The sequence below is a fragment of the Streptomyces nojiriensis genome, from assembly GCF_017639205.1.
Taxonomy (GTDB): domain Bacteria; phylum Actinomycetota; class Actinomycetes; order Streptomycetales; family Streptomycetaceae; genus Streptomyces; species Streptomyces nojiriensis.
On record NZ_CP071139.1, the window covers coordinates 2,717,380 to 2,740,666 of the forward strand.

Annotated in this window: 23 protein-coding genes; 10 read left to right on the top strand and 13 right to left on the bottom strand. The window is 70.5% G+C overall.

The window, feature by feature from the left end:
- Positions 1-62 precede the first annotated feature (62 nt).
- The gene (locus JYK04_RS12675; protein ID WP_189735893.1) at positions 63-938 is read left to right on the top strand and encodes a winged helix-turn-helix transcriptional regulator; all 876 of its coding nucleotides are present in this window, start codon (positions 63-65) and stop codon (positions 936-938) included.
- A gap of 321 nt (positions 939-1,259) precedes the next feature.
- Here the strand turns inward: JYK04_RS12675 and JYK04_RS12680 are convergent, their stop codons facing one another.
- Positions 1,260-1,811 carry a TetR/AcrR family transcriptional regulator gene (locus tag JYK04_RS12680; RefSeq protein ID WP_189735895.1) on the bottom strand — a complete coding sequence of 184 codons (552 nt, stop codon included), beginning with the start codon at positions 1,809-1,811 and terminating at the stop codon, positions 1,260-1,262.
- Positions 1,811-2,131, bottom strand: a complete 321-nt coding sequence (locus JYK04_RS12685; protein WP_189735897.1) for a DMT family transporter — start codon at positions 2,129-2,131, stop codon at positions 1,811-1,813. Before JYK04_RS12685 ends, JYK04_RS12680 begins: the two co-directional genes overlap by 1 nt.
- 254 nt (positions 2,132-2,385) lie before the next feature.
- Between JYK04_RS12685 and JYK04_RS12690 the strand changes: the two genes are divergently transcribed.
- The gene (locus tag JYK04_RS12690) at positions 2,386-3,573 is read left to right on the top strand and encodes a hypothetical protein (protein ID WP_189735899.1); all 1,188 of its coding nucleotides are present in this window, start codon (positions 2,386-2,388) and stop codon (positions 3,571-3,573) included.
- Between the two features lie 79 nt (positions 3,574-3,652).
- Here the strand turns inward: JYK04_RS12690 and JYK04_RS12695 are convergent, their stop codons facing one another.
- The 8 genes from JYK04_RS12695 to JYK04_RS12730 all read right to left on the bottom strand — a co-directional run bounded on the left by JYK04_RS12695 (position 3,653) and on the right by JYK04_RS12730 (position 10,257).
- Positions 3,653-3,997: a metal-sulfur cluster assembly factor gene (locus tag JYK04_RS12695; protein WP_030009139.1), complete on the bottom strand. Its 345-nt coding sequence runs from the start codon at positions 3,995-3,997 to the stop codon at positions 3,653-3,655.
- Complete coding sequence (sufU, locus tag JYK04_RS12700; RefSeq protein WP_030009138.1) at positions 3,994-4,455, bottom strand: Fe-S cluster assembly sulfur transfer protein SufU; 462 nt, start codon at positions 4,453-4,455, stop codon at positions 3,994-3,996. The genes JYK04_RS12695 and sufU overlap by 4 nt, the downstream gene beginning before the upstream one ends.
- A gap of 22 nt (positions 4,456-4,477) precedes the next feature.
- Positions 4,478-5,734: a cysteine desulfurase gene (locus JYK04_RS12705; protein ID WP_189735901.1), complete on the bottom strand. Its 1,257-nt coding sequence runs from the start codon at positions 5,732-5,734 to the stop codon at positions 4,478-4,480.
- The gene (gene sufC / locus JYK04_RS12710; RefSeq protein WP_030720347.1) at positions 5,731-6,498 is read right to left on the bottom strand and encodes a Fe-S cluster assembly ATPase SufC; all 768 of its coding nucleotides are present in this window, start codon (positions 6,496-6,498) and stop codon (positions 5,731-5,733) included. The genes JYK04_RS12705 and sufC overlap by 4 nt, the downstream gene beginning before the upstream one ends.
- Positions 6,499-6,505: 7 nt before the next feature.
- Complete coding sequence (locus JYK04_RS12715) at positions 6,506-6,823, bottom strand: bifunctional 3-phenylpropionate/cinnamic acid dioxygenase ferredoxin subunit (protein ID WP_030009135.1); 318 nt, start codon at positions 6,821-6,823, stop codon at positions 6,506-6,508.
- The gene (gene sufD, locus JYK04_RS12720; RefSeq protein ID WP_189735903.1) at positions 6,823-8,001 is read right to left on the bottom strand and encodes a Fe-S cluster assembly protein SufD; all 1,179 of its coding nucleotides are present in this window, start codon (positions 7,999-8,001) and stop codon (positions 6,823-6,825) included. Before sufD ends, JYK04_RS12715 begins: the two co-directional genes overlap by 1 nt.
- A gap of 82 nt (positions 8,002-8,083) precedes the next feature.
- The gene (sufB, locus tag JYK04_RS12725; RefSeq protein WP_030762516.1) at positions 8,084-9,499 is read right to left on the bottom strand and encodes a Fe-S cluster assembly protein SufB; all 1,416 of its coding nucleotides are present in this window, start codon (positions 9,497-9,499) and stop codon (positions 8,084-8,086) included.
- Positions 9,496-10,257: a helix-turn-helix transcriptional regulator gene (locus JYK04_RS12730; protein ID WP_189735905.1), complete on the bottom strand. Its 762-nt coding sequence runs from the start codon at positions 10,255-10,257 to the stop codon at positions 9,496-9,498. Before JYK04_RS12730 ends, sufB begins: the two co-directional genes overlap by 4 nt.
- A gap of 389 nt (positions 10,258-10,646) precedes the next feature.
- On the opposite strand from JYK04_RS12730, the gene JYK04_RS12735 reads away from it, so the two are divergent.
- The 4 genes from JYK04_RS12735 to JYK04_RS12750 all read left to right on the top strand — a co-directional run bounded on the left by JYK04_RS12735 (position 10,647) and on the right by JYK04_RS12750 (position 14,547).
- A complete protein-coding gene (locus JYK04_RS12735; protein WP_189735907.1) occupies positions 10,647-11,573 on the top strand; it encodes an ABC transporter ATP-binding protein in 927 nt (308 codons plus the stop codon).
- Positions 11,570-12,352: an ABC transporter permease gene (locus JYK04_RS12740; RefSeq protein ID WP_189735909.1), complete on the top strand. Its 783-nt coding sequence runs from the start codon at positions 11,570-11,572 to the stop codon at positions 12,350-12,352. The genes JYK04_RS12735 and JYK04_RS12740 overlap by 4 nt, the downstream gene beginning before the upstream one ends.
- 67 nt (positions 12,353-12,419) lie before the next feature.
- Entirely contained in the window at positions 12,420-13,553 is a 1,134-nt protein-coding gene (locus JYK04_RS12745) for a hypothetical protein (protein WP_229875137.1), read from the top strand.
- Positions 13,554-13,578: 25 nt separating this feature from the next.
- Positions 13,579-14,547 (top strand): COX15/CtaA family protein, encoded by a 969-nt coding sequence (locus JYK04_RS12750; RefSeq protein WP_373297412.1) that lies wholly within the window; start codon positions 13,579-13,581, stop codon positions 14,545-14,547.
- Here the strand turns inward: JYK04_RS12750 and JYK04_RS12755 are convergent.
- The 3 genes from JYK04_RS12755 to JYK04_RS12765 form a co-directional block, all read right to left on the bottom strand.
- Positions 14,544-15,644 carry an amidohydrolase family protein gene (locus JYK04_RS12755; RefSeq protein ID WP_189735913.1) on the bottom strand — a complete coding sequence of 367 codons (1,101 nt, stop codon included), beginning with the start codon at positions 15,642-15,644 and terminating at the stop codon, positions 14,544-14,546. The genes JYK04_RS12750 and JYK04_RS12755 overlap by 4 nt on opposite strands.
- Before the next feature lie 126 nt (positions 15,645-15,770).
- Positions 15,771-16,130, bottom strand: a complete 360-nt coding sequence (locus tag JYK04_RS12760; protein ID WP_189735919.1) for a hypothetical protein — start codon at positions 16,128-16,130, stop codon at positions 15,771-15,773.
- Between the two features lie 24 nt (positions 16,131-16,154).
- Positions 16,155-17,102: a heme o synthase gene (locus JYK04_RS12765; protein ID WP_189736566.1), complete on the bottom strand. Its 948-nt coding sequence runs from the start codon at positions 17,100-17,102 to the stop codon at positions 16,155-16,157.
- Between the two features lie 327 nt (positions 17,103-17,429).
- On the opposite strand from JYK04_RS12765, the gene tkt reads away from it, so the two are divergent.
- The 4 genes from tkt to opcA are packed head-to-tail and all read left to right on the top strand — an operon-like array spanning position 17,430 to position 23,239.
- On the top strand, positions 17,430-19,517 hold the full coding sequence (gene tkt, locus JYK04_RS12770) for a transketolase (protein ID WP_189735921.1): 2,088 nt from the start codon (positions 17,430-17,432) through the stop codon (positions 19,515-19,517).
- A 34-nt stretch (positions 19,518-19,551) separates the two neighbouring features.
- Positions 19,552-20,670 (top strand): transaldolase, encoded by a 1,119-nt coding sequence (gene tal, locus JYK04_RS12775; RefSeq protein ID WP_189735923.1) that lies wholly within the window; start codon positions 19,552-19,554, stop codon positions 20,668-20,670.
- Positions 20,671-20,675: 5 nt separating this feature from the next.
- Positions 20,676-22,202, top strand: coding sequence for a glucose-6-phosphate dehydrogenase (zwf, locus tag JYK04_RS12780; protein ID WP_189735925.1), 1,527 nt, complete (start codon positions 20,676-20,678; stop codon positions 22,200-22,202).
- Positions 22,199-23,239 carry a glucose-6-phosphate dehydrogenase assembly protein OpcA gene (gene opcA, locus JYK04_RS12785; RefSeq protein ID WP_189735927.1) on the top strand — a complete coding sequence of 347 codons (1,041 nt, stop codon included), beginning with the start codon at positions 22,199-22,201 and terminating at the stop codon, positions 23,237-23,239. Before zwf ends, opcA begins: the two co-directional genes overlap by 4 nt.
- Positions 23,240-23,287 lie beyond the last annotated feature (48 nt).

Here is a 23,287-nt window from a genome sequence, read left to right on the forward strand (position 1 = left end):
TTCCCTTTGGGAACGGACTATGTCAGCATGACAGCCTTGGGTCAACGGACGAAGGAGTTCCCATGGCCCAGCGCACACACCTCGGCGACGCGGACTGCGCCATCGCCCAGGCCCTCGATGTGGTGGGCGACTGGTGGACGCTGTTGATCGTGCGCGACGCCGCGCGCGGTCTGCACCGCTTCGACGAGCTCCAGCGCGAGTTGGGGGTGTCCCGCAAGGTGCTGGCGGAGCGGCTGAAGCTGCTCGTCGACGCCGGGGTGCTGTCGCGCGAGCCGTACCAGGAGCGCCCGGTGCGGCACGAGTACCGGCTGACCCCGCGCGGGCGGGGGCTGCTGCCGGTCCTGGTGGCCCTCCAGGACTGGGGAGACACCTGGGTCCTGGGAGAGGGAGAGATGACGGCGACGACCGACAAGGCCTCGCGCGAGGCGGAACGGGTGCACGCGCTGCGCGGCACGCGGGTGCCGCCGCTGCTGCTGCCGGACCGTTTCGGCGAGCTGAGCGACCCGGTGGCAGACACCCCGTTCACGGTCCTGTACTGCTTCCCGGGCGCGTACGCGCGCGCCGAGTCCTACCCGCCCGGCTGGGCCGGGATCCCGGGCGCCCGGGGCTGCACGTTCGAGTCGTGCACCTACCGCGACCAGCTCGCGGAGTTCACCGCGGCCGGCGCCACCGTGCACGGGGTGTCGACCCAGCGTCCGGACGAGCAGGGGGAGTTCGCGGAGCAGGAACGACTGCGGTTCCCGCTCCTGTCGGACGCGGATCTGGCGCTGACGGCCGCGCTGCGCCTGCCGACGTTCCGCGCGGCGGGCACGAGCCGGATCAAGCGGCTGACGCTCGTCATCGACCGCGACCGCACGGTCCGCGAGGTGATCTACCCGATCCAGGACATCGAGGCGAGCGTGCGGACGGCTCTCGCGGCGGTGCGCTCCGCGGGCTGAGCGGGCCGGCCAGGCCGGGCAGCGGGCCGTCGGGCCATCGGTCCGTCGCGAACCCAGCGGCGCGGTCCGCACGGCAGCGGCGCCCCTGGGGCGGGTGTCCGCACAGCAGTGCCGACCGACCGGAGGGCGGGCCCCGCGGCGTCTGGCGCCATGGGGTCTTCCCGGGCCCGCAGGGCCGAGGGGAAGCATCGCAAGGCGGAGGGCCGCCCGTGTACTGGACGTACTCGGGCGGTCCGACAATCTGGGGGTCCCCGAACGGAGTCCGGGGGATGAGGTGCGGTGCCAGGCGTCGCGGGGCAGGCGGGACTTTGCGGATACCCCCTACGACGGCCGCAGCACCCGCCGCAGGACCTCTCGGGCGTACTCCTCGTCGTACGCGGCGTCCGTCAGCAGGACCTGCAGGCCGATCCCGTCCATGGCCGCCACCAGCGCCCGTGCGGTCACCGGGTCGGTCCGCGGCATCAGCGCCGCCGACACCGCCTCGCACCACTGCGCCGCCACCGGCCTCAGCGCCGGGCGGCGCAGGGCCGCGAGGTAGAGCTCGTACTCCAGCTCGACCCGGCCCCGGTCCCCCGCCAGGAACTCCCCGAGCAGGCCGGCCAGGGCCCCGGCGAGGTCCGCGTCCGGGTCGGCCAGTGCGGCCGAGCGGGCCACCGCCTGCGCGAAGCCCTCGTTGGCCTGGCGCAGGGCGGCGACCAGCAGGTCGTCCAGCGTCTTGAAGTGGTACGTCGTCGACCCGAGCGGTACGTCGGCCTCCGCGGCGGCGCTGCGGTGGGTCAGCCCCGCGATGCCCCGCTCGCCCACCACCCGCAGCGCCGCGTCGATGATCCGCTGCCGCCGGTCCGGGTCGTAGCGCCGCACACCGGGGGTCATCAGTGGGCCCCGCCGAGATTCAGCAGGACCACGCCGCCGATCACCAGGGCGATCCCGGCGATCTTGGCGGCGGTGGCCGCCTCCCCCAGGAACACCATGCCTATGGCGGCGATCGCGGCGGTGCCGACGCCGGCCCATATCGCGTACGCCGTGCCGACCGACATCGACTTCAGCGTCTGCGCGAGCAGGGTGAAGGCGATGACGTAGCCCAGCAGGGTGCCCAGCGAAGGCCACAGCTTCGTGAAGCCGTCGCTGTACTTCATGGCGGTGGTTCCGGCGACCTCGGCGGCGATGGCCGCGGCAAGCATGACGTAGGGCATGCGTACAACTGTACACATCAATGCGTACGGACGTACACAAGCTGACGGGGAAACTGTCGCCATGCCCCTGACATGCTGGGATACGGTGTGCGTTCGATGGGGGAACGAACAGACGGAGCACACGCATGACGCAGCACACAGGGTGGGGATCCACGGGGGCGCCCGGGCCGGGAGGCCCGGGAGGCCCGGGAGGCCCGGGAGGCGCGCCGCAGTGGGGAGGATGGGCCCCGCCGCCACCGCCGCGGCCCGGGACGGTGCCGCTGAAGCCCCTCGGCCTCGGGGACGTCGTCAGCGCCTCCTTCGCCACCTTCGGCCGCTACTGGAAGCAGCTCGCCGGTGTGATGCTGGCCGTGCTGGGCCTGTGCCTGCTGGTCATGGCCCTGCTGGCGGGCATCGCCGTCGCCGCGGTGTACGACCACATCGAGCCGGTCTTCGACCCGCCCTTCGGGCAGGACCCGGCGGCCGAGCACCTCACCCCGATCATCGTCGCGGGCGTCACGCTGTTCGTGCTGCTGTCCGCCGTGGGGCTGCTGAGCATGGCCATGCTCACCGCCGTGTGCCCGGCGGTCCTCCAGCAGGCGGTCCTCGGCCGGCCCGCCACGTTCCGCGCGATGTGGCGCACGGCCCTGCGGCGGACTCCCTCCGTCCTGGGCACGCTGGTGCTCACGGGGCTGATCGCGGGCGCTCCCGTGCTCGCCGCCATGGCGGTGTGGATTCCGGTGATGGTCGTCTCCGTCTCCGGCGACGACCCGTCACCCGCGGCCCTGGCCCTCCTGCCCCTGCTCATGCTGCCCGCCATCCCGGTATCCGTCTGGCTCGGCACCCGGCTCAGCCTGGCCCCCGCCGTGGCGGTCATGGAGAAGGCCGGCCCCGTCACCGCACTGCGCCGCTCGGCCGCGCTGGTCAAGGGCGACTGGTGGCGGATCTTCGGCATCACCCTGGTCGGCAGCATGATCGCGATGAGCATCGCCTACATGATCCAGATGCCCTTCCAGCTCGTCGGCATGTTCGGGATGGTCCCGCTCATGGCCGCGGCGGGCGAGGGGGCCGAGGGGACCGACCCGTCGACGGGCATGATCGTCGCCCTCGTGTTCGGCTTCCTGTGCATCATGGTCGGCGGCGCCGTGAGCCAGATGTTCCAGATCGGGTACACCCAGCTGTTCAGCAATCTGCTGTACGTGGACCAGCGGATCCGGCGCGAGAACCTCGCCCAGGCCCTCCTCGCCGAACTCGCCGATCAGGCCCCCGCCGCCGGACCCGTGCCCACGCCCTCGGACCCGCCCTCGGACCCGCCCGCGGACCCGCCCTCGGACCCGCCCGCGGACACGCTCGCGCACACGCTCACGGACGCCGACGCACCCACCGTGGCGCACCCGGACCGGCCGGAACCGCGACCCGAACCGGAGCCGGACACGCTGCCCGACGGGCCGAAGGACGACTGAGCGGCCCGACGGGCCGCCCTGCGGACATGAGGAAGGGCCCCCGGCACGATGCCGGGGGCCCTTCCTCGTTCACCACCGCTCAGACGTTGAAGCCGAGCGCGCGGAGCTGCTCGCGGCCGTCGTCCGTGATCTTGTCCGGGCCCCACGGCGGCATCCAGACCCAGTTGATCCGGAGTTCGCTGACGATGCCGTCCGTCGCCGACTTCGCCTGGTCCTCGATGACGTCCGTCAGCGGGCAGGCCGCCGAGGTCAGCGTCATGTCGAGGGTGGCGATGTTCGCGTCGTCGATGTGGATGCCGTAGATCAGGCCCAGGTTGACGACGTCGATGCCCAGCTCGGGGTCGACCACGTCGTAGAGGGCCTCGCGGACCTCCTCCTCGGTGGCCGGCTTGATCGACGCCTCGGGCGTCGCGTTCTCGGTCATGCCGTCTTCCTCTCCGCGCCGCCCAGAGCCTGGGCGGTCGCGTCCTTCCACGCCATCCAGCTCAGCAGAGCACACTTCACACGAGCCGGGTACTTGGAGACGCCGACGAACGCGACCGCGTCCTCCAGCACCTCCTCCATGGCCTCGTCGGGCTCGATCTTGCCCTTGGACTGCATCATCTCCAGGAAGACTGCCTGGATCTTCTGCGCCTCGGCCAGTTCCTTGCCCACGAGCAGCTCGTTCAGCACGGACGCGCTGGCCTGGCTGATGGAGCAGCCCTGGCCCTCGTAGGAGACGTCGGTCAGCGTCTCGCCGTCGTACTTCACGCGCAGCGTGATCTCGTCACCGCACGTCGGATTGACGTGGTGCACCTCGGCGTCGCCGTCGCGCAGGCCACGCCCGTGCGGGTGCTTGTAGTGGTCCAGGATCAGTTCCTGGTACATCGAATCCAGCTTCACTGCGTCCTCGTCGCCTCGTCCGTCAGCCGAAGAAGTTCCGTACGTGCTCCAGCCCGTCGATCAGCGCGTCGACCTCGGCCGGAGAGGAGTACAGGTAGAAAGACGCTCGCGTCGTCGCAGGAATTCCGTAGCGCAGGCAGACGGGGCGCGCGCAGTGGTGTCCCACGCGGACCGCGATGCCCTGCTCGTCGAGTACCTGGCCGACGTCGTGCGGGTGGATGTCACCCAGGACGAAGGAGATCGCGGCGCCGCGGTCCTCGGCCGTGGTGGGGCCGATGATCCGCAGGTCGGGCACCTCCGCGAGGCGCTTGATCGCGTACTCGGTGATCGCGTGCTCGTGCGCGGCGATCTTGTCCATGCCGATCGCGGTCAGGTAGTCCACGGCCGCACCGAGGCCGACGGCCTGGGCGATCGGGGGCGTACCGGCCTCGAACTTGTGCGGCGCGGGAGCGTAGGTCGAGGCGTGCATCGACACGGTCTCGATCATCTCGCCGCCGCCGAGGAACGGAGGCAGGTCCTCCAGGAGCTCCTGGCGGCCCCAGAGGACGCCGATGCCGGTCGGGCCGCACATCTTGTGACCGGTGAAGGCCACGAAGTCGGCGCCGAGCGCCTGCACGTCCAGCGGCATGTGCGGGGCGGCCTGGGAGGCGTCGATCAGCACGAGGGCGCCGACGTCCTGGGCGCGCCGGACGATCGCCTCGACCGGGTTGACCGTGCCCATGATGTTGGAGACCAGCGTGAAGGAGACGATCTTCGTCTTCTCCGTGATGACCTCTTCGATGTTGGACAGGTCGAGCCGGCCGTCGTCGGTGAGGCCGAACCACTTCAGCTTCGCGCCGGTGCGCTGCGCCAGCAGCTGCCACGGCACGATGTTGGAGTGGTGCTCCATCTCCGTGATGGCGATCTCGGTCTCGCGGTCGACCCGGTAGGGCTCGTCCGCCCAGCCGAGCATGTTCGCGACCAGGTTGAGCGACTCCGAGGCGTTCTTGGTGAAGATCACCTCGTCGCGGCTCGGCGCGTTGATGAAGGCGGCGACCTTGTCGCGGGCGCCCTCGTACAGCGCCGTGGCCTCCTCGGCGAGCACGTGCACGCCACGGTGGACGTTGGCGTTGTGCTGCTCGTAGTACTCGTTCAGCGCGTCGAGCACCTGGCGCGGCTTCTGCGAGGTCGCCGCGTTGTCCAGGTAAACGATCTTCTTCCCGTCGTGGACCACACGATCCAGAAGGGGGAAGTCCTTTCGGATCGCCTCGATGTCGAGGAGGCCAGGCAACTGTGTCACGCGGTCGCGCCACCCTTCGTGCTGTAGGACTCGTAGCCTTCGGCCTCCAGCTTGTCGGCGAGCTCGGCGCCGCCGGACTCGGCGATGCGGCCCTCGGAGAAGACGTGGACGAAGTCGGGCTTGATGTAGCGGAGGATCCGCGTGTAGTGCGTGATCAGCAGCGTGCCGACCTCGCCGGTCGCGCGGACGCGGTTGACGCCCTCGGAGACCTGGCGCAGGGCGTCGACGTCGAGACCGGAGTCGGTCTCGTCGAGGATCGCGATCTTCGGCTTCAGGAGCTCCAGCTGCAGGATCTCGTGGCGCTTCTTCTCACCGCCGGAGAAGCCCTCGTTGACGTTGCGCTCGGCGAAGGCCGGGTCCATCTGGAGCTGCTCCATCGCGGACTTGACCTCCTTCACCCAGGTACGCAGCTTCGGCGCCTCGCCGCGGATCGCGGTGGCCGAGGTGCGCAGGAAGTTGGAGACCGAGACACCGGGGACCTCGACCGGGTACTGCATCGCGAGGAAGACGCCGGCGCGGGCGCGCTCGTCGACGGACATCTCCAGGACGTCCTCGCCGTCGAGGGTCACGGTGCCACCGGTGATGGTGTACTTCGGGTGACCGGCGAGCGAGTAAGCCAGGGTGGACTTGCCGGAGCCGTTCGGACCCATGATGGCGTGCGTCTCACCCTGCTTGACGGTGAGGTCGACGCCCTTGAGGATCTCGCGGGCGCCGTTCTCGGCCTCGACGGAGACGTGCAGGTCGTGGATTTCAAGCGTTGCCATGGATACCTCAGGACTCCTGGGTGAGGGAGACGAGCACGTCGTCCCCTTCGATCTTTACGGGGTATACGGGTACGGGGCGCGTCGCGGGCAGACCCGAGGGCTTGCCGGTACGCAGGTCGAAGGCCGACCCGTGCAGCCAGCACTCGATCATGCAGTCTTCGACCTCACCCTCCGAGAGCGAGACGTTCGCGTGCGAGCAGATGTCGTTGATCGCGAACACCTCCCCCTCGGTGGAGACGATGGACACCGGCGTGCCGTCGAGTTCCACCCGCTTCGGGGTGTTCTCCTCCAGCTCGCTGAGCGCGCAGGCCTTGACGTAATTCATCAGACGGAACCCTGGAGCTCGGTCTCGATCTTGGCGAGCAGACGCTCCTCGATGTCGTCGACACCGATCTGCTGGACGAGCTCCGCGAAGAAGCCGCGGACGACCAGGCGGCGGGCCTCGTCGGCCGGGATGCCACGGGCCTGCAGGTAGAAGAGCTGCTCGTCGTCGAAGCGGCCGGTCGCGGAGGCGTGGCCGGCGCCGACGATCTCACCGGTCTCGATCTCCAGGTTCGGGACCGAGTCGACCCGCGCGCCGTCCGTGAGGACGAGGTTGCGGTTCATCTCGTAGGTGTCGGTGCCCTCGGCGCTCTTCTGGATGAGCACGTCACCGATCCAGACCGCGTGGGCGTCCTGGCCCTGGAGCGCGCCCTTGTAGACCACGTTCGACTTGCAGTGCGGGGCGTCGTGCGTGACCAGGAGGCGGTGCTCCTGGTGCTGGCCGGCGTCCGTGAAGTACAGGCCGAAGAGCTCGGCCTCGCCGCCGGGGCCGGCGTAGCTGATGCGCGGGTGGAGGCGCACGACGTCGCCGCCGAAGGTGACCACGACCGACTTGAAGGTCGCGTCGCGGCCGACAAGGGTGTTGTGCTGGGAGCAGTGGACGGCGGTGTCGTCCCAGTCCTGCACGGACACGACGGTGAGCTTGGCGCCGTCGCCGACCAGGAAGTCGACGTTGGCGGCGCGCACGCCGTCACCGGTGTGGTCGATGACGATGACGGCCTCGGCGAAAGCCTGCACGTCGAAGACGGTGTGACCGAAGGTGGTGCCGCCCTCGCCGTGCAGCGACACGCGCACCGGCTCGGTGAGGACCGTCTCCTTGGGCACCGTGACGACCGTGGCCTTGGCGAACGAGGAGAACGCCTGGGCGGCGATCCGGTCCACCGGGGTGCCGGCCTTGCCGATGCGCGCGTCGCCGCGCTCCACCGACTCGACCGTGACGCCCTCGGGCGCGTCGATCTGGGCCTTCATGGTGCCGTTGGCGACCGCGGTGCCGTCGTGCAGGCCCTTGAGGCGGGCGAGCGGCGTGAACCGCCACTCCTCCTCGCGGCCGTTCGGAACCGGGAAGTCCGCCACGTCGAAGGACGGGGGCGCACTCATCCGGGTGGCGACGGTGGACTCGGCGGCCACCGCGATCGCGCCGGCGGTGGTCGAACCCGCCGGAATGTTCTGAGCCTCAGCCATGGCTGTCGTCTTGCTCACTCTCTTTGAAAGAACACTGCCTACGTCGATGGATGTGCGGCGGGGGACGCCGCGCGGCCGGCGGTCAGCCGACCGATCCCTCCATCTGCAGCTCGATCAGCCGGTTCAGCTCCAGTGCGTACTCCATGGGCAGCTCACGCGCGATGGGCTCGACGAAGCCGCGCACGATCATGGCCATCGCCTCGAACTCCGTCATACCGCGGCTCATCAGGTAGAAGAGCTGGTCGTCGGAGACCTTGGAGACCGTGGCCTCGTGGCCCATGGAGACGTCGTCCTCGCGGACGTCCACGTAGGGGTACGTGTCCGACCGGGAGATGGTGTCGACGAGGAGCGCGTCGCACAGCACGTTGGACTTGGAGCCGTGGGCTCCCTCGCCGATCTCGACCAGGCCTCGGTAGGAGGTGCGGCCGCCGCCCCGGGCCACCGACTTGGAGACGATGTTCGAGGAGGTGTTCGGCGCCATGTGGACCATCTTGGAACCGGCGTCCTGGTGCTGGCCCTCGCCGGCGAAGGCGATGGACAGGGTCTCGCCCTTGGCGTGCTCGCCCATCAGGTAGACGGCCGGGTACTTCATGGTGACCTTGGAACCGATGTTGCCGTCGATCCACTCCATGGTCGCGCCCTCGTACGCCACGGCGCGCTTGGTGACCAGGTTGTAGACGTTGTTCGACCAGTTCTGGATCGTCGTGTAGCGGCAGCGGCCGCCCTTCTTGACGATGATCTCGACCACGGCGCTGTGCAGCGAGTCCGAGGAGTAGATCGGGGCGGTGCAGCCCTCGACGTAGTGGACGTAGGCGTCCTCGTCGACGATGATCAGCGTCCGCTCGAACTGGCCCATGTTCTCCGTGTTGATACGGAAGTAGGCCTGGAGCGGGATGTCGACCTTCACGCCCTTGGGGACGTAGATGAAGGAGCCGCCGGACCACACCGCGGTGTTCAGCGACGCGAACTTGTTGTCGCCGACCGGGATGACCGTGCCGAAGTACTCCTGGAAGAGCTCCGGGTGCTCCTTGAGCGCGGTGTCCGTGTCGAGGAAGATGACGCCCTGCTCCTCCAGGTCCTCACGGATCTGGTGGTAGACGACCTCGGACTCGTACTGGGCCGCGACACCGGCGACGAGGCGCTGCTTCTCCGCCTCCGGGATGCCGAGCTTGTCGTACGTGTTCTTGATGTCCTCGGGCAGGTCCTCCCACGAAGCGGCCTGCTTCTCGGTGGAACGCACGAAGTACTTGATGTTGTCGAAGTCGATGCCCGAGAGGTCGGAACCCCAGTTCGGCATGGGCTTCTTGTCGAAAAGCTTCAGGCCCTTGAGGCGGAGCTTGAGCATCCACTCCGGCTCGGACTTCTTCGCCGAGATGTCGCGGACGACATCTTCGGACAGACCCCGCTTGGCAGCGGCACCGGCCGCGTCGGAGTCGGCCCAGCCGTATTCGTAAGTGCCCAGGCCATCGAGCTCAGGGTGAGCGATCTCCGTGGTCATGCGGGGTTCCTCCCGGCCGTACTTGCAGATACTGATGTGTCGGTCTGTGTGGTGCTCGCGCCGCGCGGAATGAACGTCGTGCACACCCCGTCGCCATGGGCGATCGTGGCGAGGCGCTGCACATGGGTCCCCAGCAGACGGGAGAAGACCTCGGTCTCCGCCTCGCAGAGCTGCGGGAACTGCTCGGCGACGTGCGCGACCGGGCAGTGGTGCTGGCAGAGCTGTTCACCGCTGTGCGGACCGGGAGCGCTCTTCGCCGTAGCAGCGTACCCGTCCACGGTCAACGCCCTGGCAAGGGCCTCCGTGCGCTCCTGCGGGGCGGCGGCCTCGACGGCCTCCTTGTAGGCCCGCGCCTGCGCTTCCATCCGCGATCTGGCGAAGGCGGCGACGGCCACCTCGCCCTGCTCGCCGCCGCCGACCGACTGCGCGATCCAGCGCAGGGCGTCCGCGGCGAGCGTGTCGTAGGACTGGTCGAAGGCGTCGCGGCCGCAGTCGGTGAGCGCGAAGACCTTGGCGGGCCGACCCCGGGTGCGCGCACCGTACACACGCTGCTCACGGGGTTCGACCACGTCGTCGGTGACGAGCGTGTCGAGGTGGCGGCGGACGGCGGCCTGGGTGAGGCCGAGGCGCTGGGCGAGGTCGGCGACGGTGGACGGACCGTGGTCCAGGATCGAGCGCGCCACGCGGTTGCGGGTTGACCGCTCCCCGGTGCCGAGCTCCCCCTGAGGGGTGTCGATCTGCCGTTCGCCGTATTTCACAACGCCATTGTTGCGTAATTAACCGAGCGGCGACAAGCCGTGATGGACGCCACCCCTGGTGGCCTCCATCACTAAGGGTTACCTTATTTATCGACGGAGAGTTATTTGGACGGCAGCATTCCGCCATCTTCCCGGATGCCTCCGAAGAGCCCGCACACCGCTCCCACCAGCACACCTGTGCCCGCGACGGCTCCCCGGCACCGGGCAGACCGGCACCCGGAAAAGATCACGGAAACATGCCGACGCCTCCAGGACCGATCGACTGAAAAGAACCGTATTCGCGACGCGGCGTTCGAATCCCCGGCGATGAAGAGGGGGCGACGGGCGGACGAAGAGGCCCCGACCCCGGGACCCACGCCCCCTTCCCGGGCTCCGTAGACTCACCCCTCATGAGCAACGACCCCGCCGTGGAGATCCGCGGACTGGTGAAGCGGTACGGCACCAAGACCGCGGTGGACGGCCTGGACCTCACCGTCCGGAGCGGCTCCGTCACCGCGGTCCTCGGTCCCAACGGCGCGGGCAAGACGACCACGGTGGAGACCTGCGAGGGCTACCTCCGCCCCGACGCCGGCACCGTCCGCGTCCTCGGCCTCGACCCGGTCGCCCGGGCCGAGGCCCTGCGCCCGCGGATCGGCGTGATGCTGCAGTCCGGCGGCGTCTACTCCGGAGCCCGCGCCGTCGAGATGCTCCGCCACATGGCCAGGCTCCACGCCGACCCGCTCGACGTCGACACCCTGGTGGAACGCCTCGGACTCGGCGGCTGCGGCCGCACCCCCTACCGCCGGCTCTCCGGTGGCCAGCAGCAGCGCCTGGCCCTGGCCATGGCCGTGGTGGGCCGCCCCGAGCTGGTCTTCCTCGACGAACCGACCGCCGGCCTGGACCCGCAGGCCCGCCGCGCGACCTGGGACCTCGTACGGGAGCTGCGCACCGACGGGGTGACCGTCGTCCTCACCACCCACCACATGGACGAGGCCGAGCAGCTCGCCGACGAGGTCGCCATCGTGGACGCGGGCAAGGTCATCGTCCACGGCAGCCCCGAGCAGCTGTGCCGCGGCGGCGCCGAGAACACCCTGCGCTTCACCGGCCGCCCCTCCCTCGACCTCGCCTCCCTCCTGAAGGCGCTGCCCGACGGCACCGAGGCCGCCGAGCTCACCCCGGGCACCTACCGGGTCACCGGCGACGTCCACCCGCAGCTGCTGGCCACCGTCGCCTCCTGGTGCGCGCAGCACGGCGTGATGCCGAGCAGCCTCACGGTGGAGCGGCACACCCTCGAGGACGTCTTCCTCGAACTGACAGGCAAGGAGCTGCGCGCATGAGCGCCGGTACGTTCACCCCCCGCCCGGGGGCCGCGCCCGTGTCCCGCATGATCCTCGCGCAGACGGCACTGGAGACCCGGATGCTGCTGCGCAACGGGGAGCAGCTGCTGCTGACCGTGATCATCCCGGCGCTGCTGCTGACCCTCTTCTCGGCGGTCGACATCGTCACTGTGCCCATTCGAGAGGGGGGCGGCGAGAAGTCGGTGGACTTCCTCGCGCCCGGGATCCTGGCGCTCGCCGTGATGTCCACCGCCTTCACCGGCCAGGCCATCGCCACCGGCTTCGACCGCCGCTACGGGGTCCTCAAGCGGCTCGGGGCCTCCCCGCTGCCGCGCTGGGCCCTGATGGCCGCCAAGACCCTGTCGGTGCTGATCACCGAGGTGCTGCAGATCGTCCTGCTGACGGTGATCGCCCTGGCCCTGGGCTGGTCCCCGCAGGGCGACCCGCTGTCGGTGGCCGCGCTGATCCTGCTGGGCACCGCCGCCTTCTCGGGCCTCGGACTGCTGATGGCGGGCACCCTCAAGGCCGAGATGACCCTGGCCGGAGCCAACCTGGTCTTCCTGCTGCTGCTGGTCGGCGGCGGGGTGATCGTGCCGCTGGAGAAGTTCCCGGACGCCGTGCAGTCGGTACTGGGGCTGCTGCCGATCTCGGCCCTGTCCGACGGGCTGCGCGAGGTGCTCCAGCACGGGGCTTCGCTCCCGTGGGGCGACGCGGCCGTCCTGGCGGGCTGGGCCGTACTCGGTCTGGGCGCCGCCGCGCGGCTCTTCCGCTGGGAATGAAATCCTTCCCCTCGCGGCGGCGATGCCGCGAGGATGGGCCCCTCACACATGAAGCCGGGGGGCGGACATGGTGCAGCGGGACGCCGTTCTACGGCTGGACGACCAATGGGCACGGGTGCGGTCGGGGGCGGAGCACACGGAGCCCGGGGAGCGCGAGCGGCTCCTCGACGAGCTGATCGGCGCCCTGCGCCCGTTCACGGACGACCCGCAGTGCACCGCGCTGCTCGGGCTGCGCCTCGCCGACCGGGCCGCCGCACGGTTCGCCGCGGGGGACCGGGCCGGCGCCCTCGCCACGATCGAGGAGGCGCTGCGCAGCTCCGAGCGCGCGGCCGGGCACTCCCCCGAGTTCGCCCGCTGGTACGCCCGCGGGCTGATCAACCACGGGGTCTGGCTGTCCTGGCCGCTCAGCGACGGGGCCCGGCTGCCCAGGCACCCGCTGGGCCCGGCCGCCGGCGAGGGGCCGAGCGCCATGGAGCGGGCGGCCGGTGAGCGGGCCCGCGATCTGACGCGGACCGCGGTGGAGGTGTGGGCGGGACTGGACCAGCGGGATCCCGTCAACCGGCGGGGCCTGGCCCAGGCCAAGGTGTTCCTCGGGGACCGCCTCGCCGAGCTGGGGTTCGCCGAGGAGGCCGTGGCCTGGGCCGTGGCCGCCGAGTCCGACTTCCGGCAGCTGCTGCTCGGGGACCCGGCCGCGCAGGAGTCGGCGGAGGCCGAGGAGGCCCTCGACCACATCGGCCGCCAGCTGGAACTGCGGCTGCGCTTCCTGACCTTCGGCTCGCTGGTCAGCCTGCGCACGCAGGGGCTGCTGCCCGAACGGCTGCTGCCCCGGGCCGTGGTGGCCGCGCGTATCCAGGGGGTGGCGGAGCCGGCCATCGCGACCGGGCTGGGTCTCGACGCCGAGCAGGTCCGCACGATGCTGGAGGTCACCCCCTGGCTCGCGGTGTGGCGCTTCGAGGTGCGCGGACCTGACGGCCTGTGGAACGTACTCGAACATCCCTGGCACAGCACCACAGAAGTAAGGAATCGGACGGCCAAGGATGTAGCGGGCGAATTACTCCGCGGGTTCGTCGGCTCGGCGGACCACCCGGGCGACGCCGCCCATTGGCGCATCCTGCTGTGGTGGCAGGAGGAGGGCGACCCCGCGGGGGCGCGGTACCGGCTGACCGTCGGGCCGGACGCACCCCTGGCCACCCCCTCGTGAAACTTTGCACAAGTGGTCGCCTACGATATGGGGCGTGTTGAACCCCCTCGCCCACATCGCCAGCCGCTGGACCCCGCCACCCCGGATCGTCCAGCGGGCCGCACTCGCCGCGCTCGTCATGAGCGTGGCCATCGTCGTCACCGGCGGCGCGGTACGGCTGACCGGATCCGGCCTCGGCTGCGACACCTGGCCCAAGTGCACCGACGACAGCCTGATCGTGACGCAGGAGCAGGGCTTCCACGGCGCCATCGAATTCGGCAACCGGATGCTGACCTACGTGCTCAGCGCGGCCGTCGGCTGGGCGATCATCGCCGCCCGCTCGGCCAAGCCTTGGCGGCACTCCCTGACGAAGCTCGGCTGGGTGCAGTTCTTCACCGTGATGGCCAACGCCGTACTGGGCGGCATCACCGTCCTGACCGGGCTCAACCCGTACAGCGTGGCCGGGCACTTCCTCCTCGCCACCGCGCTGATCACGGTGACGACGGTCACCTGGCAGCGCACCCGCGAGGGCGACGGCGCCCCCCGGCCGCGCGTGCCCGGCCCGGTGCGCAAGCTGTCGTGGGCGCTGCTCGCGACCACCCTCGTCCTGATCGCGGCGGGCACCGTCGTGACCGGCTCCGGTCCGCACGCCGGCGACAGCAGCGAGATCAAGCGCATGCCCTTCGACTGGGACACCACCGTCCACGTGCACGCCGCTGCCGCCTGGCTGGTGTGCACGCTCGGCATCGCGCTGTGGCTGGTCCTGCGCGTCGTGGACGCTCCCGCCGACACCCGTGCCCGCGCCCGCGACCTGCTGATCGTGCTGCTCGCCCAGGGCGCGATCGGCTACGTGCAGTACGCCACCCAGGTCCCCGAGGTCCTGGTCGCCGCCCACATGCTCGGCTCCTGCCTGGTGTGGATCGCCGTGGTCCGGATCGCGCTGAGCCTGCACGAGCGGCCGGCCGAGCAGGCGGAGATCCCCGCCCAGAACGACCCGCAGCTCTCCGCCGCCTAGGTCGTCTCGTCCCTGTCCAGACGGTAGACGCGGCGGGCGTTGCCCGCCGCGACCAGGGCGGCCACCCGTTCCGCGTCCCGCCAGGACCAGGAACCCTCGGCCGCCCAGCCGCCCAGCACCCGGCCCAGCGCCTCGCGGAACACCAGGGCGCCCACCGCGTGCAGTTCGGGCAGCTGCCGGCCGCCGCTGGAGAACAGCACCTTCCCGAACGGCGCGGTCTCCAGCAGCTCCGCCAGGACCGCCGCGGCCCGCGCCCCGGTCCGCCCGAGGGCCGCGCCGGTATCGGCGTAGACGTGCGGGAAGGCCGCCGCGAGCTGCGCGGTGCGGCGGTGGTGCGGATATCCGCCGAGCAGGACCAGCCGTGTCCCGAAGCCCGCGGTGGCCCGTACGAACCCGGTCAGCGCGGCCGGGTCGGCCTCGTCCGTGTGCAGCTGGAGCGGCCGCCCCGACGCCACCGCGCTCCACAGCAGGTGGGCCAGGAGTACCGGGTCCCGGACGGCTCCGCCCCGCGGCCGCCGGGCCAGCCACCGTCCGGCCGCCCCGCGCACCGCGCCGGGACCGGGCGGCTCGGGGTCGACCGCCGGGGTGTCCCCGCGGGTGAAGGCCGTGGCACAGGTGAAGGCCACGGCCCCGGTGGCGGCGTGGTGGACGGCCTCGGCGAGATTGGCGAGGAAGGCGCCCACCGTCCCGGAGGTGTCGGCGACCTGCTCGGCCAGTAATTCGAGCCGGACCGATTCGAAGGCCTCGGCGTCCCCGGCGAGCGCCAGTTCCTTGGGTCCGGTGAGGTCACCGGGCACCCCGGTGTCGACCAGGTAGGCGGCGACGCCGGACCCCCTCAGCAGCAGCCGGGCGGTCTCGGCCGCGCCCAGCTCGCGCCGCCGCGCCAGATAGCGGGCGGGGGTGGCGTGCGGCTCCAGCCCCAGCAGCGGCGGACACCAGCGGCGCACCGCGAAGCCGGTCTGCGTGTCGAAGGAGGTGGTGCCCGCGGCGGGCGGGCCGGCCGAGCGCATCAGCTGGGCCTCGAAGGTGCCCAGGCCCAGCTCCGTACGGAGTACTCCGTGGCAGTACTGGTCCACCAGGGGCGGCGTTTCGATCATCCGGTCATCCCGTTGCGGACGTGAGGAAGGGGCTTCCACACGTCCTAACGGGTGAGCGGGGTGTGAGGTGTTGCTCGGGCTGTTGACCGAGCGGGCACTTTCGGGTCCCCCGGCCGTTCGCCCTGGTCAGGCCGCCGGGTTCGCGGCTCCGCCGATCTGGATTCCGGCCATCCGCGTCCACTCGTACGGGCCCGTGCGCACGCGCGCGGCGAACTCCCCGTCGAACTCGTCGTGGAGGGTCAGCGCGGCCTTCTCGGCGGCCAGCCGGGCCACCTCGAAGGTGGGGGCCACCAGGTCGCCCCAGCCGCCGTCCGTACCCACGAGCACGATCCGGGTGCCGGCCTGGCCGATGTGGGCGAGCTGGCCCTCGGCGCCGCCGTGCTGCTTGGCGAACGCGCCGATCTGCTTGGCCAGCTTCGCGGCCCTACGGTCCTGCTTCTTGTCCGCGGCGCCTGCGGCGGCCGCCGTGTCTGCGGTGTCTCCCATGGAACCCATGCTACCGGCGAGTAATCAACGGAGGAAGGGATCCACGGCCACCGCCACGAACAGCAGCGACACGTAGGTGATCGACCAGTGGAACAGGCGCATCTCCTTGAGCTTCGCGCCCATGATGCCCGCCTTGGCCCGGGCGTGGAGCGCGTGCGCCTCCCACAGCCACCAGCCGCCCGAGACCAGCGCGACCGCGGTGTAGAACCAGCCGGTGTAGCCCAGCGGGGTCAGCAGCAGCGAGACCGCCACCATCACCCAGCTGTAGAGGACGATCTGGCGCGCCACGGCCTTGTTGCCCGCGACGACCGGGAGCATCGGCACGCCGGCCCGCGCGTAGTCGTCCTTGACCTTCATCGACAGCGGCCAGTAGTGCGGCGGCGTCCAGAAGAAGATGACGAGGAAGAGGATGACCGCGGCCCAGGAGACCTCGTTCTTGACGGCCGACCAGCCGATGAGCACCGGCATGCAGCCCGCGATGCCGCCCCAGACGATGTTCTGCGCGGTGCGCCGCTTCAGCAGCATCGTGTAGACCACGACGTAGAAGAGGAGCGCACCGAGCGACAGCGCCGCCGACAGCCAGTTGACGAGCAGGCCGAAGAAGAGGGTGGAGACGACCGCGAGGGTGAGGCCGAAGGCCAGGCACTCCCGCGGGCTGACCATGCCGGTCACCAGCGGGCGCTGCGAGGTCCGGTCCATCAGCGCGTCGATGTCGCGGTCGATGTACATGTTCAGCGCGTTGGCGCCGCCCGCGGACAAGTAGCCGCCGAGGCAGGTCACGAGGACCAGCCGCAGCGACGGAACGCCCTGCTCCGCCAGGAACATCACCGGCACTGTGGTGATCAGCAGAAGTTCGATGATCCGCGGCTTGGTCAATGCCACGAAAGCCATGACGCGGGTCCCGAGCGGCCGGTGACCGGGGCTCGTCCCGAGCACCCCCGCTGGACGGGATTCGACGGCCGTCACGCACACCCCTGAGAGAGAATCCAGCAAGCTCCGACTCGGGCCTTTCACAACATGAAGGCCCGGTTAAGGCTTGCGCGTACCACGCCACTGTAGACGTTGCGCTTCCGTCGCCCCGCGCCGGGGTCGCCTCGTGTTGAGCCGATCGGACCGTGCATACATACGGGGGACCGGCCTCGCCGGACGCCGGTGTGCGGGTGAACGGGGGTCGGCGGCGCGGTGACGGACTGCCTGCACCCGAATAGCTGCACGCCGTTGCGGGGGTAGGCTCGGAATCGCGCCGGTGCACCGTTCGTCACCGGGATTCATACATGTGGAGAGGAGCCCTGACCCACGGTGAGCACCAAGCCGACCACCACAGAGCTCGAGTGGACCGAACTGGACCAGCGGGCCGTCGACACCGCCCGCATCCTGGCCGCTGATGCGGTCCAGAAGGTCGGAAACGGCCACCCCGGTACGGCGATGAGCCTGGCCCCCGCCGCGTACACCCTCTTCCAGAAGGTGATGCGGCACGACCCGGCGGACCCCGAGTGGGTGGGCCGCGACCGCTTCGTGCTCTCCGCGGGGCACTCCTCCCTGACGCTCTACACCCAGCTCTACCTCGGCGGGTTCGGGCTCGAGCTGGACGACCTGAAGGCGTTCCGCACCTGGGGCTCGAAGACCCCCGGCCACCCGGAGTACGGCCACACGGCCGGCGTGGAGACCACCACCGGCCCCCTCGGCCAGGGCATCGCCAACGCGGTGGGCATGGCCATGGCCGCCCGCTACGAGCGCGGTCTGTTCGACCCGGAGGCCGAGCAGGGCGCCTCCCCGTTCGACCACATGGTCTACGCGATCGCGGGCGACGGCTGCCTCCAGGAGGGCATCTCCCACGAGGCGTCCGCGCTGGCCGGCCACCAGAAGCTCGGCAACCTCGTCCTGCTGTGGGACGACAACCACATCTCCATCGAGGGTGACACGGAGACGGCCGTCTCCGAGGACACCCTGAAGCGCTACGAGGCGTACGGCTGGCACGTCCAGCGCGTCGAGCAGCAGGAGAACGGCGACCTCGACCCGAAGGCGCTGTTCGCCGCCCTCCAGGCCGCCAAGGCCGAGACCGGCCGCCCGTCCTTCATCGCGGCCCGCTCGATCATCGCCTGGCCGGCCCCGCACGCCCAGAACACCGAGGCCGCCCACGGCTCGGCGCTCGGCGACGACGAGGTCGCGGCCACCAAGCGCGTCCTCGGCTTCGACCCGGAGCAGACCTTCGAGGTCTCCGACGAGGTCATCGCCCACACCCGCAAGGCCCTCGACCGCGGCCGCGAGGCCAAGGCCGAGTGGGAGAAGGAGTTCTCCGCCTGGCGCACCGCCAACCCGGAGCGCGCCGCCGAGTTCGACCGCATCAACGCCAACGAGCTGCCCGCGGGCTGGGAGGACAAGCTCCCCGTCTTCGAGGCCGGCAAGGGCGTCGCCACCCGCGCCGCCTCCGGCAAGGTGCTCGGCGCGCTCGGCGCGGTCATCCCGGAGCTGTGGGGCGGCTCGGCCGACCTGGCCGGCTCCAACAACACCACCATCGACAAGGACTCCTCGTTCCTGCCGGTGGGGAACCCGCTGCCGGAGGCCGACCCGTACGGCCGGACCATCCACTTCGGCATCCGCGAGCACGCCATGGCCGCGTCCATGAACGGCATCGCGCTGCACGGCCACACCCGCATCTACGGCGGCACCTTCCTGGTGTTCTCCGACTACATGCGCAACGCCGTCCGTCTGTCCGCGCTGATGCACCTGCCGGTGACGTACGTGTGGACGCACGACTCCATCGGTCTGGGCGAGGACGGCCCGACCCACCAGCCGGTCGAGCACCTCGCCTCGCTGCGCGCCATCCCGGGCCTGAACATCGTCCGCCCGGCCGACGCCAACGAGACCGCCATCGCCTGGCGCGAGATCCTGCGCCGCCACACCAAGGTCTTCGGCAAGGGCGCCCCGCACGGTCTCGCGCTGACCCGCCAGGGTGTGCCGACCTACGAGCGCAACGAGGGCGCGGCCAAGGGCGGGTACGTCCTGTTCGAGGCCGAGGGCGGCCCGGCGCAGGTCCTCCTCATCTGTACCGGCTCCGAGGTGCACCTGGCCGTCGAGGCCCGTGAGCAGCTCCAGGCGCAGGGCGTCCCCACCCGGGTCGTCTCGATGCCGTCGGTCGAGTGGTTCGAGGAGCAGGACCAGGAGTACAAGGACAGCGTCCTGCCGCCGTCGGTGAAGGCCCGCGTCGCGGTCGAGGCGGGCATCGGCCTGACCTGGCACCGCTACGTCGGCGACGCCGGCCGGATCGTCTCGCTGGAGCACTTCGGTGCCTCGGCGGACGCGAAGGTGCTCTTCCGCGAGTTCGGCTTCACCGCCGAGAACGTGGCGGCCGCCGCCAAGGAATCCCTCGAAGCCGCTGCGCGCTGACGCCGGTCCGGAACCAAGTAGGAGATGTAATCCCATGACAGACGCACTCAAGCGCCTCTCCGACGAAGGCGTCGCGATCTGGCTGGACGACCTGTCCCGCAAGCGCATCACGTCCGGCAACCTGGCCGAGCTCATCGACCAGTCGCACGTGGTCGGTGTCACCACCAACCCGGCGATCTTCCAGAAGGCCATCAGCGGCGGCGAGGGCTACGAGCAGCAGCTCACCGACCTCGCGACCCGCAAGGTCACCGTGGAAGAGGCCCTGCGCATGATCACGACGGCGGACGTCAGGGACGCCGCCGACATCCTGCGCCCGGTCTACGACCGCACCGACGGCCAGGACGGCCGCGTGTCGATCGAGGTCGACCCGCGCCTGGCGCACAACACGGCGGCGACCATCGCCGAGGCCAAGCAGCTCGCCTGGCTGGTGGACCGCCCGAACACGCTCATCAAGATCCCGGCGACCAAGGCCGGCCTGCCGGCGATCACCGAGGTCATCGGCAAGGGCATCAGCGTCAACGTCACGCTGATCTTCTCGCTGGAGCGCTACCGCGAGGTCATGGACGCGTACCTGGCGGGTCTGGAGAAGGCCAAGGCCGCCGGCCTGGACCTCTCCCTGATCCACTCGGTCGCCTCCTTCTTCGTGTCCCGCGTGGACTCGGAGATCGACAAGCGCCTGGACGCGGTCGGCACGGACGAGGCGAAGGCCCTCAAGGGCAAGGCGGCGCTCGCCAACGCCCGTCTGGCCTACGAGGCCTACGAGCAGGTCTTCGCCAGTGACCGCTGGGCCGCCCTGGAGCGTCTCGGCGCCAACAAGCAGCGTGCGCTGTGGGCCTCGACGGGCGTCAAGGACCCGGCGTACAAGGACACCCTGTACGTGGACGACCTGGTCGCCCCGAACACGGTGAACACCATGCCGGAGGCCACCCTGGAGGCCACCGCCGACCACGGGCAGATCACGGGCGACACCGTGCGCGGCACCTACGAGCAGGCGCGCGCCGAGCTCGACGCGGTCGCGAAGCTGGGCATCTCGTACGACGATGTGGTGCAGCTGCTCGAGGACGAGGGCGTCGAGAAGTTCGAGGCGTCCTGGAACGACCTGCTGAAGTCGACCGAGGCGGAGCTTGAGCGCCTCGCCCCCACGGAGGCCTGAACACCTTGTCTGTAAACGGAGCGAACCCGCTTCGTGACGCACAGGACCGGCGGCTCCCGCGCATCGCGGGGCCGTCCGGCCTGGTCATTTTCGGCGTTACGGGTGACCTGTCGCGCAAGAAGCTGATGCCTGCCGTCTACGACCTGGCCAACAGAGGCCTGCTTCCGCCGGGCTTCTCGCTGATCGGGTTCGCCCGGCGCGAGTGGCAGGACGAGGACTTCGCGCAGGAGGTCCACGACGCGGTCAAGGAGCACTCCCGGACGCCCTTCCGCGAGGAAGTGTGGCAGCAGCTGGTGCAGGGCTGCCGTTTCGTCTCGGGCGATTTCGACGACGACGCCGCCTTCGAGACGCTGAAGGCGACCATCGAGGAGCTGGACAAGGCACAGGGCACGGGCGGCAACTTCGCCTTCTACCTGTCCGTCCCGCCGAAGTTCTTCCCCAAGGTGGTCCAGCAGCTCAAGGACCACGGGCTGGCGCAGAAGGAGGGCTCCTGGCGGCGTGCCGTCATCGAGAAGCCCTTCGGACACGACCTGAAGAGCGCCGAGGAACTCAACAAGGTCGTCCACGAGGTCTTCCCGCGTGACGAGGTCTTCCGGATCGACCACTACCTCGGCAAGGAGACCGTCCAGAACATCCTGGCGCTCCGCTTCGCCAACACGATGTTCGAGCCGATCTGGAACCGGTCGTACGTCGACCACGTGCAGATCACCATGGCCGAGGACATCGGCATCGGCGGCCGGGCCGGCTACTACGACGGTATCGGCGCCGCCCGAGACGTCATCCAGAACCACCTGCTCCAGCTGCTCGCGCTGACCGCGATGGAGGAGCCGGGCTCCTTCCACCCCAAGGCGCTGGTGGCCGAGAAGCTCAAGGTGCTCACCGCGGTGCAGCTGCCGGAGGACCTGGGCAAGCACACCGTGCGCGGCCAGTACGCGGCGGCCTGGCAGGGCGGCGAGAAGGTCGTCGGGTACCTCGAAGAGGACGGCATCGACCCCAAGTCGAAGACCGACACCTACGCGGCCATCCGCCTGGAGATCAACAACCGCCGCTGGGCGGGCGTCCCGTTCTACCTGCGGACGGGCAAGCGCCTGGGCCGCCGGGTGACCGAGATCGCGGTCGTCTTCAAGCGGGCCCCGTACCTGCCCTTCGAGTCGGGCGCGACCGAGGAGCTGGGGCAGAACGCCCTGGTCATCCGGGTCCAGCCGGACGAGGGCGTGACGGTCCGCTTCGGCTCCAAGGTCCCGGGCACCTCCATGGAGGTCCGGGACGTCACGATGGACTTCGCCTACGGCGAGTCCTTCACGGAGTCGAGCCCCGAGGCGTACGAGCGGCTCATCCTCGACGTGCTCCTCGGCGACGCGAACCTCTTCCCGCGTCACCAGGAAGTCGAACTGTCCTGGAACATCCTCGACCCGATCGAGGAGTACTGGGACAAGCACGGCAAGCCCGCGCAGTACCCGTCGGGCACCTGGGGGCCGGTCGAGGCGGACGAGATGCTCGCACGAGACGGACGGAGCTGGCGCCGGCCATGAAGATCGACCTCACGGAGACCAACTCCAGCAAGATCAATGCCGCGATGGTGCAGGCACGCCGGGACATCGGCACGCCGGCCATCGGCATGGTCCTCACGCTGGTGATCGTGACCGACGAGGAGAACGCGTACGACGCGCTCAAGTCGGCGAACGACGCGTCCCACGAACACCCCTCGCGGATCGTCGTCGTCATCAAGCGGGCCAGCCGCTCGCCACGCAGCCGCCGCGACGCCCGGCTCGACGCGGAAGTCCGCGTCGGGGCGGACTCCGGCAGCGGTGAAACGGTTGTGCTCCGCCTTCACGGCGAACTGGTCGACCACGCCCAGTCGGTGGTTCTCCCGTTGCTCCTGCCGGACGCCCCGGTGGTCGTCTGGTGGCCGGACGGTGCCCCCGCGGACCTGGCGGGCGATCCGCTGGGTGCGCTGGGACAGCGCCGGATCACGGACACGTACTCCTGCGAGGACCCGATCAGGGCGCTCAGCGGCCGTGCGGGGGCGTACGCCCCCGGGGACACGGACCTGTCGTGGACCCGGATCACCCCGTGGCGCTCGATGCTGGCGGCCGCTCTGGACCAGCAGGCCCTGTCGGTCGTCTCGGCGACCGTCGAGGGTGAAGACGAGAACCCGAGCTGCGAACTGCTGGCCATGTGGCTGGCGGACCGGCTCCAGGTCCCCGTCAAGCGCACGCTGTCGTCGGGCCCGGGCCTGACGGCCGTACGCCTGTCCACCAAGGACGGCGACATCGTCCTGGACCGGGCGGACGGCGCGCTGGCCACGCTGTGCATGCCGGGGCAGCCCGACCGTGCGGTGGCGCTCAAGCGCCGCGACACGGCCGAGCTCCTGGCGGAGGAGCTGCGCAGGCTGGATCCGGACAACACCTACGAGGCCTCGCTGAAGTTCGGCGTGGCACGGCTGGAGGCGTCCTCCCCGGAGCCGGTGGAGCCCGAGGCTCCGGCCAAGGCCGAGGCCGCCGCTCCGGCCAAGGCCGAACCCTCGAAGCCGGCCGCCAAGCCGGCGAAGAAGGCCTCGACCAAGTAATACCCCTGCGGGTCCGCTGCTGGGGCTCCGCCCCAGACCCCGCGCCTC

Coding starts and splice junctions, on each gene's coding strand:
- JYK04_RS12715 (WP_030009135.1), bottom strand. CDS start 6,823: ATGAATTACGTCAAGGCCTGCGCGCTCAGCGAGCTGGAGGAGAACACC.
- JYK04_RS12755 (WP_189735913.1), bottom strand. CDS start 15,644: ATGATCGAAACGCCGCCCCTGGTGGACCAGTACTGCCACGGAGTACTC.
- JYK04_RS12760 (WP_189735919.1), bottom strand. CDS start 16,130: ATGGGAGACACCGCAGACACGGCGGCCGCCGCAGGCGCCGCGGACAAG.
- JYK04_RS12745 (WP_229875137.1), top strand. CDS start 12,420: ATGGTGCAGCGGGACGCCGTTCTACGGCTGGACGACCAATGGGCACGG.
- JYK04_RS12680 (WP_189735895.1), bottom strand. CDS start 1,811: ATGACCCCCGGTGTGCGGCGCTACGACCCGGACCGGCGGCAGCGGATC.
- sufD (WP_189735903.1), bottom strand. CDS start 8,001: ATGGCTGAGGCTCAGAACATTCCGGCGGGTTCGACCACCGCCGGCGCG.
- tal (WP_189735923.1), top strand. CDS start 19,552: ATGACAGACGCACTCAAGCGCCTCTCCGACGAAGGCGTCGCGATCTGG.
- JYK04_RS12695 (WP_030009139.1), bottom strand. CDS start 3,997: ATGACCGAGAACGCGACGCCCGAGGCGTCGATCAAGCCGGCCACCGAG.
- JYK04_RS12675 (WP_189735893.1), top strand. CDS start 63: ATGGCCCAGCGCACACACCTCGGCGACGCGGACTGCGCCATCGCCCAG.
- sufB (WP_030762516.1), bottom strand. CDS start 9,499: ATGACCACGGAGATCGCTCACCCTGAGCTCGATGGCCTGGGCACTTAC.
- opcA (WP_189735927.1), top strand. CDS start 22,199: ATGAAGATCGACCTCACGGAGACCAACTCCAGCAAGATCAATGCCGCG.
- JYK04_RS12740 (WP_189735909.1), top strand. CDS start 11,570: ATGAGCGCCGGTACGTTCACCCCCCGCCCGGGGGCCGCGCCCGTGTCC.
- JYK04_RS12735 (WP_189735907.1), top strand. CDS start 10,647: ATGAGCAACGACCCCGCCGTGGAGATCCGCGGACTGGTGAAGCGGTAC.
- JYK04_RS12685 (WP_189735897.1), bottom strand. CDS start 2,131: ATGCCCTACGTCATGCTTGCCGCGGCCATCGCCGCCGAGGTCGCCGGA.
- sufC (WP_030720347.1), bottom strand. CDS start 6,498: ATGGCAACGCTTGAAATCCACGACCTGCACGTCTCCGTCGAGGCCGAG.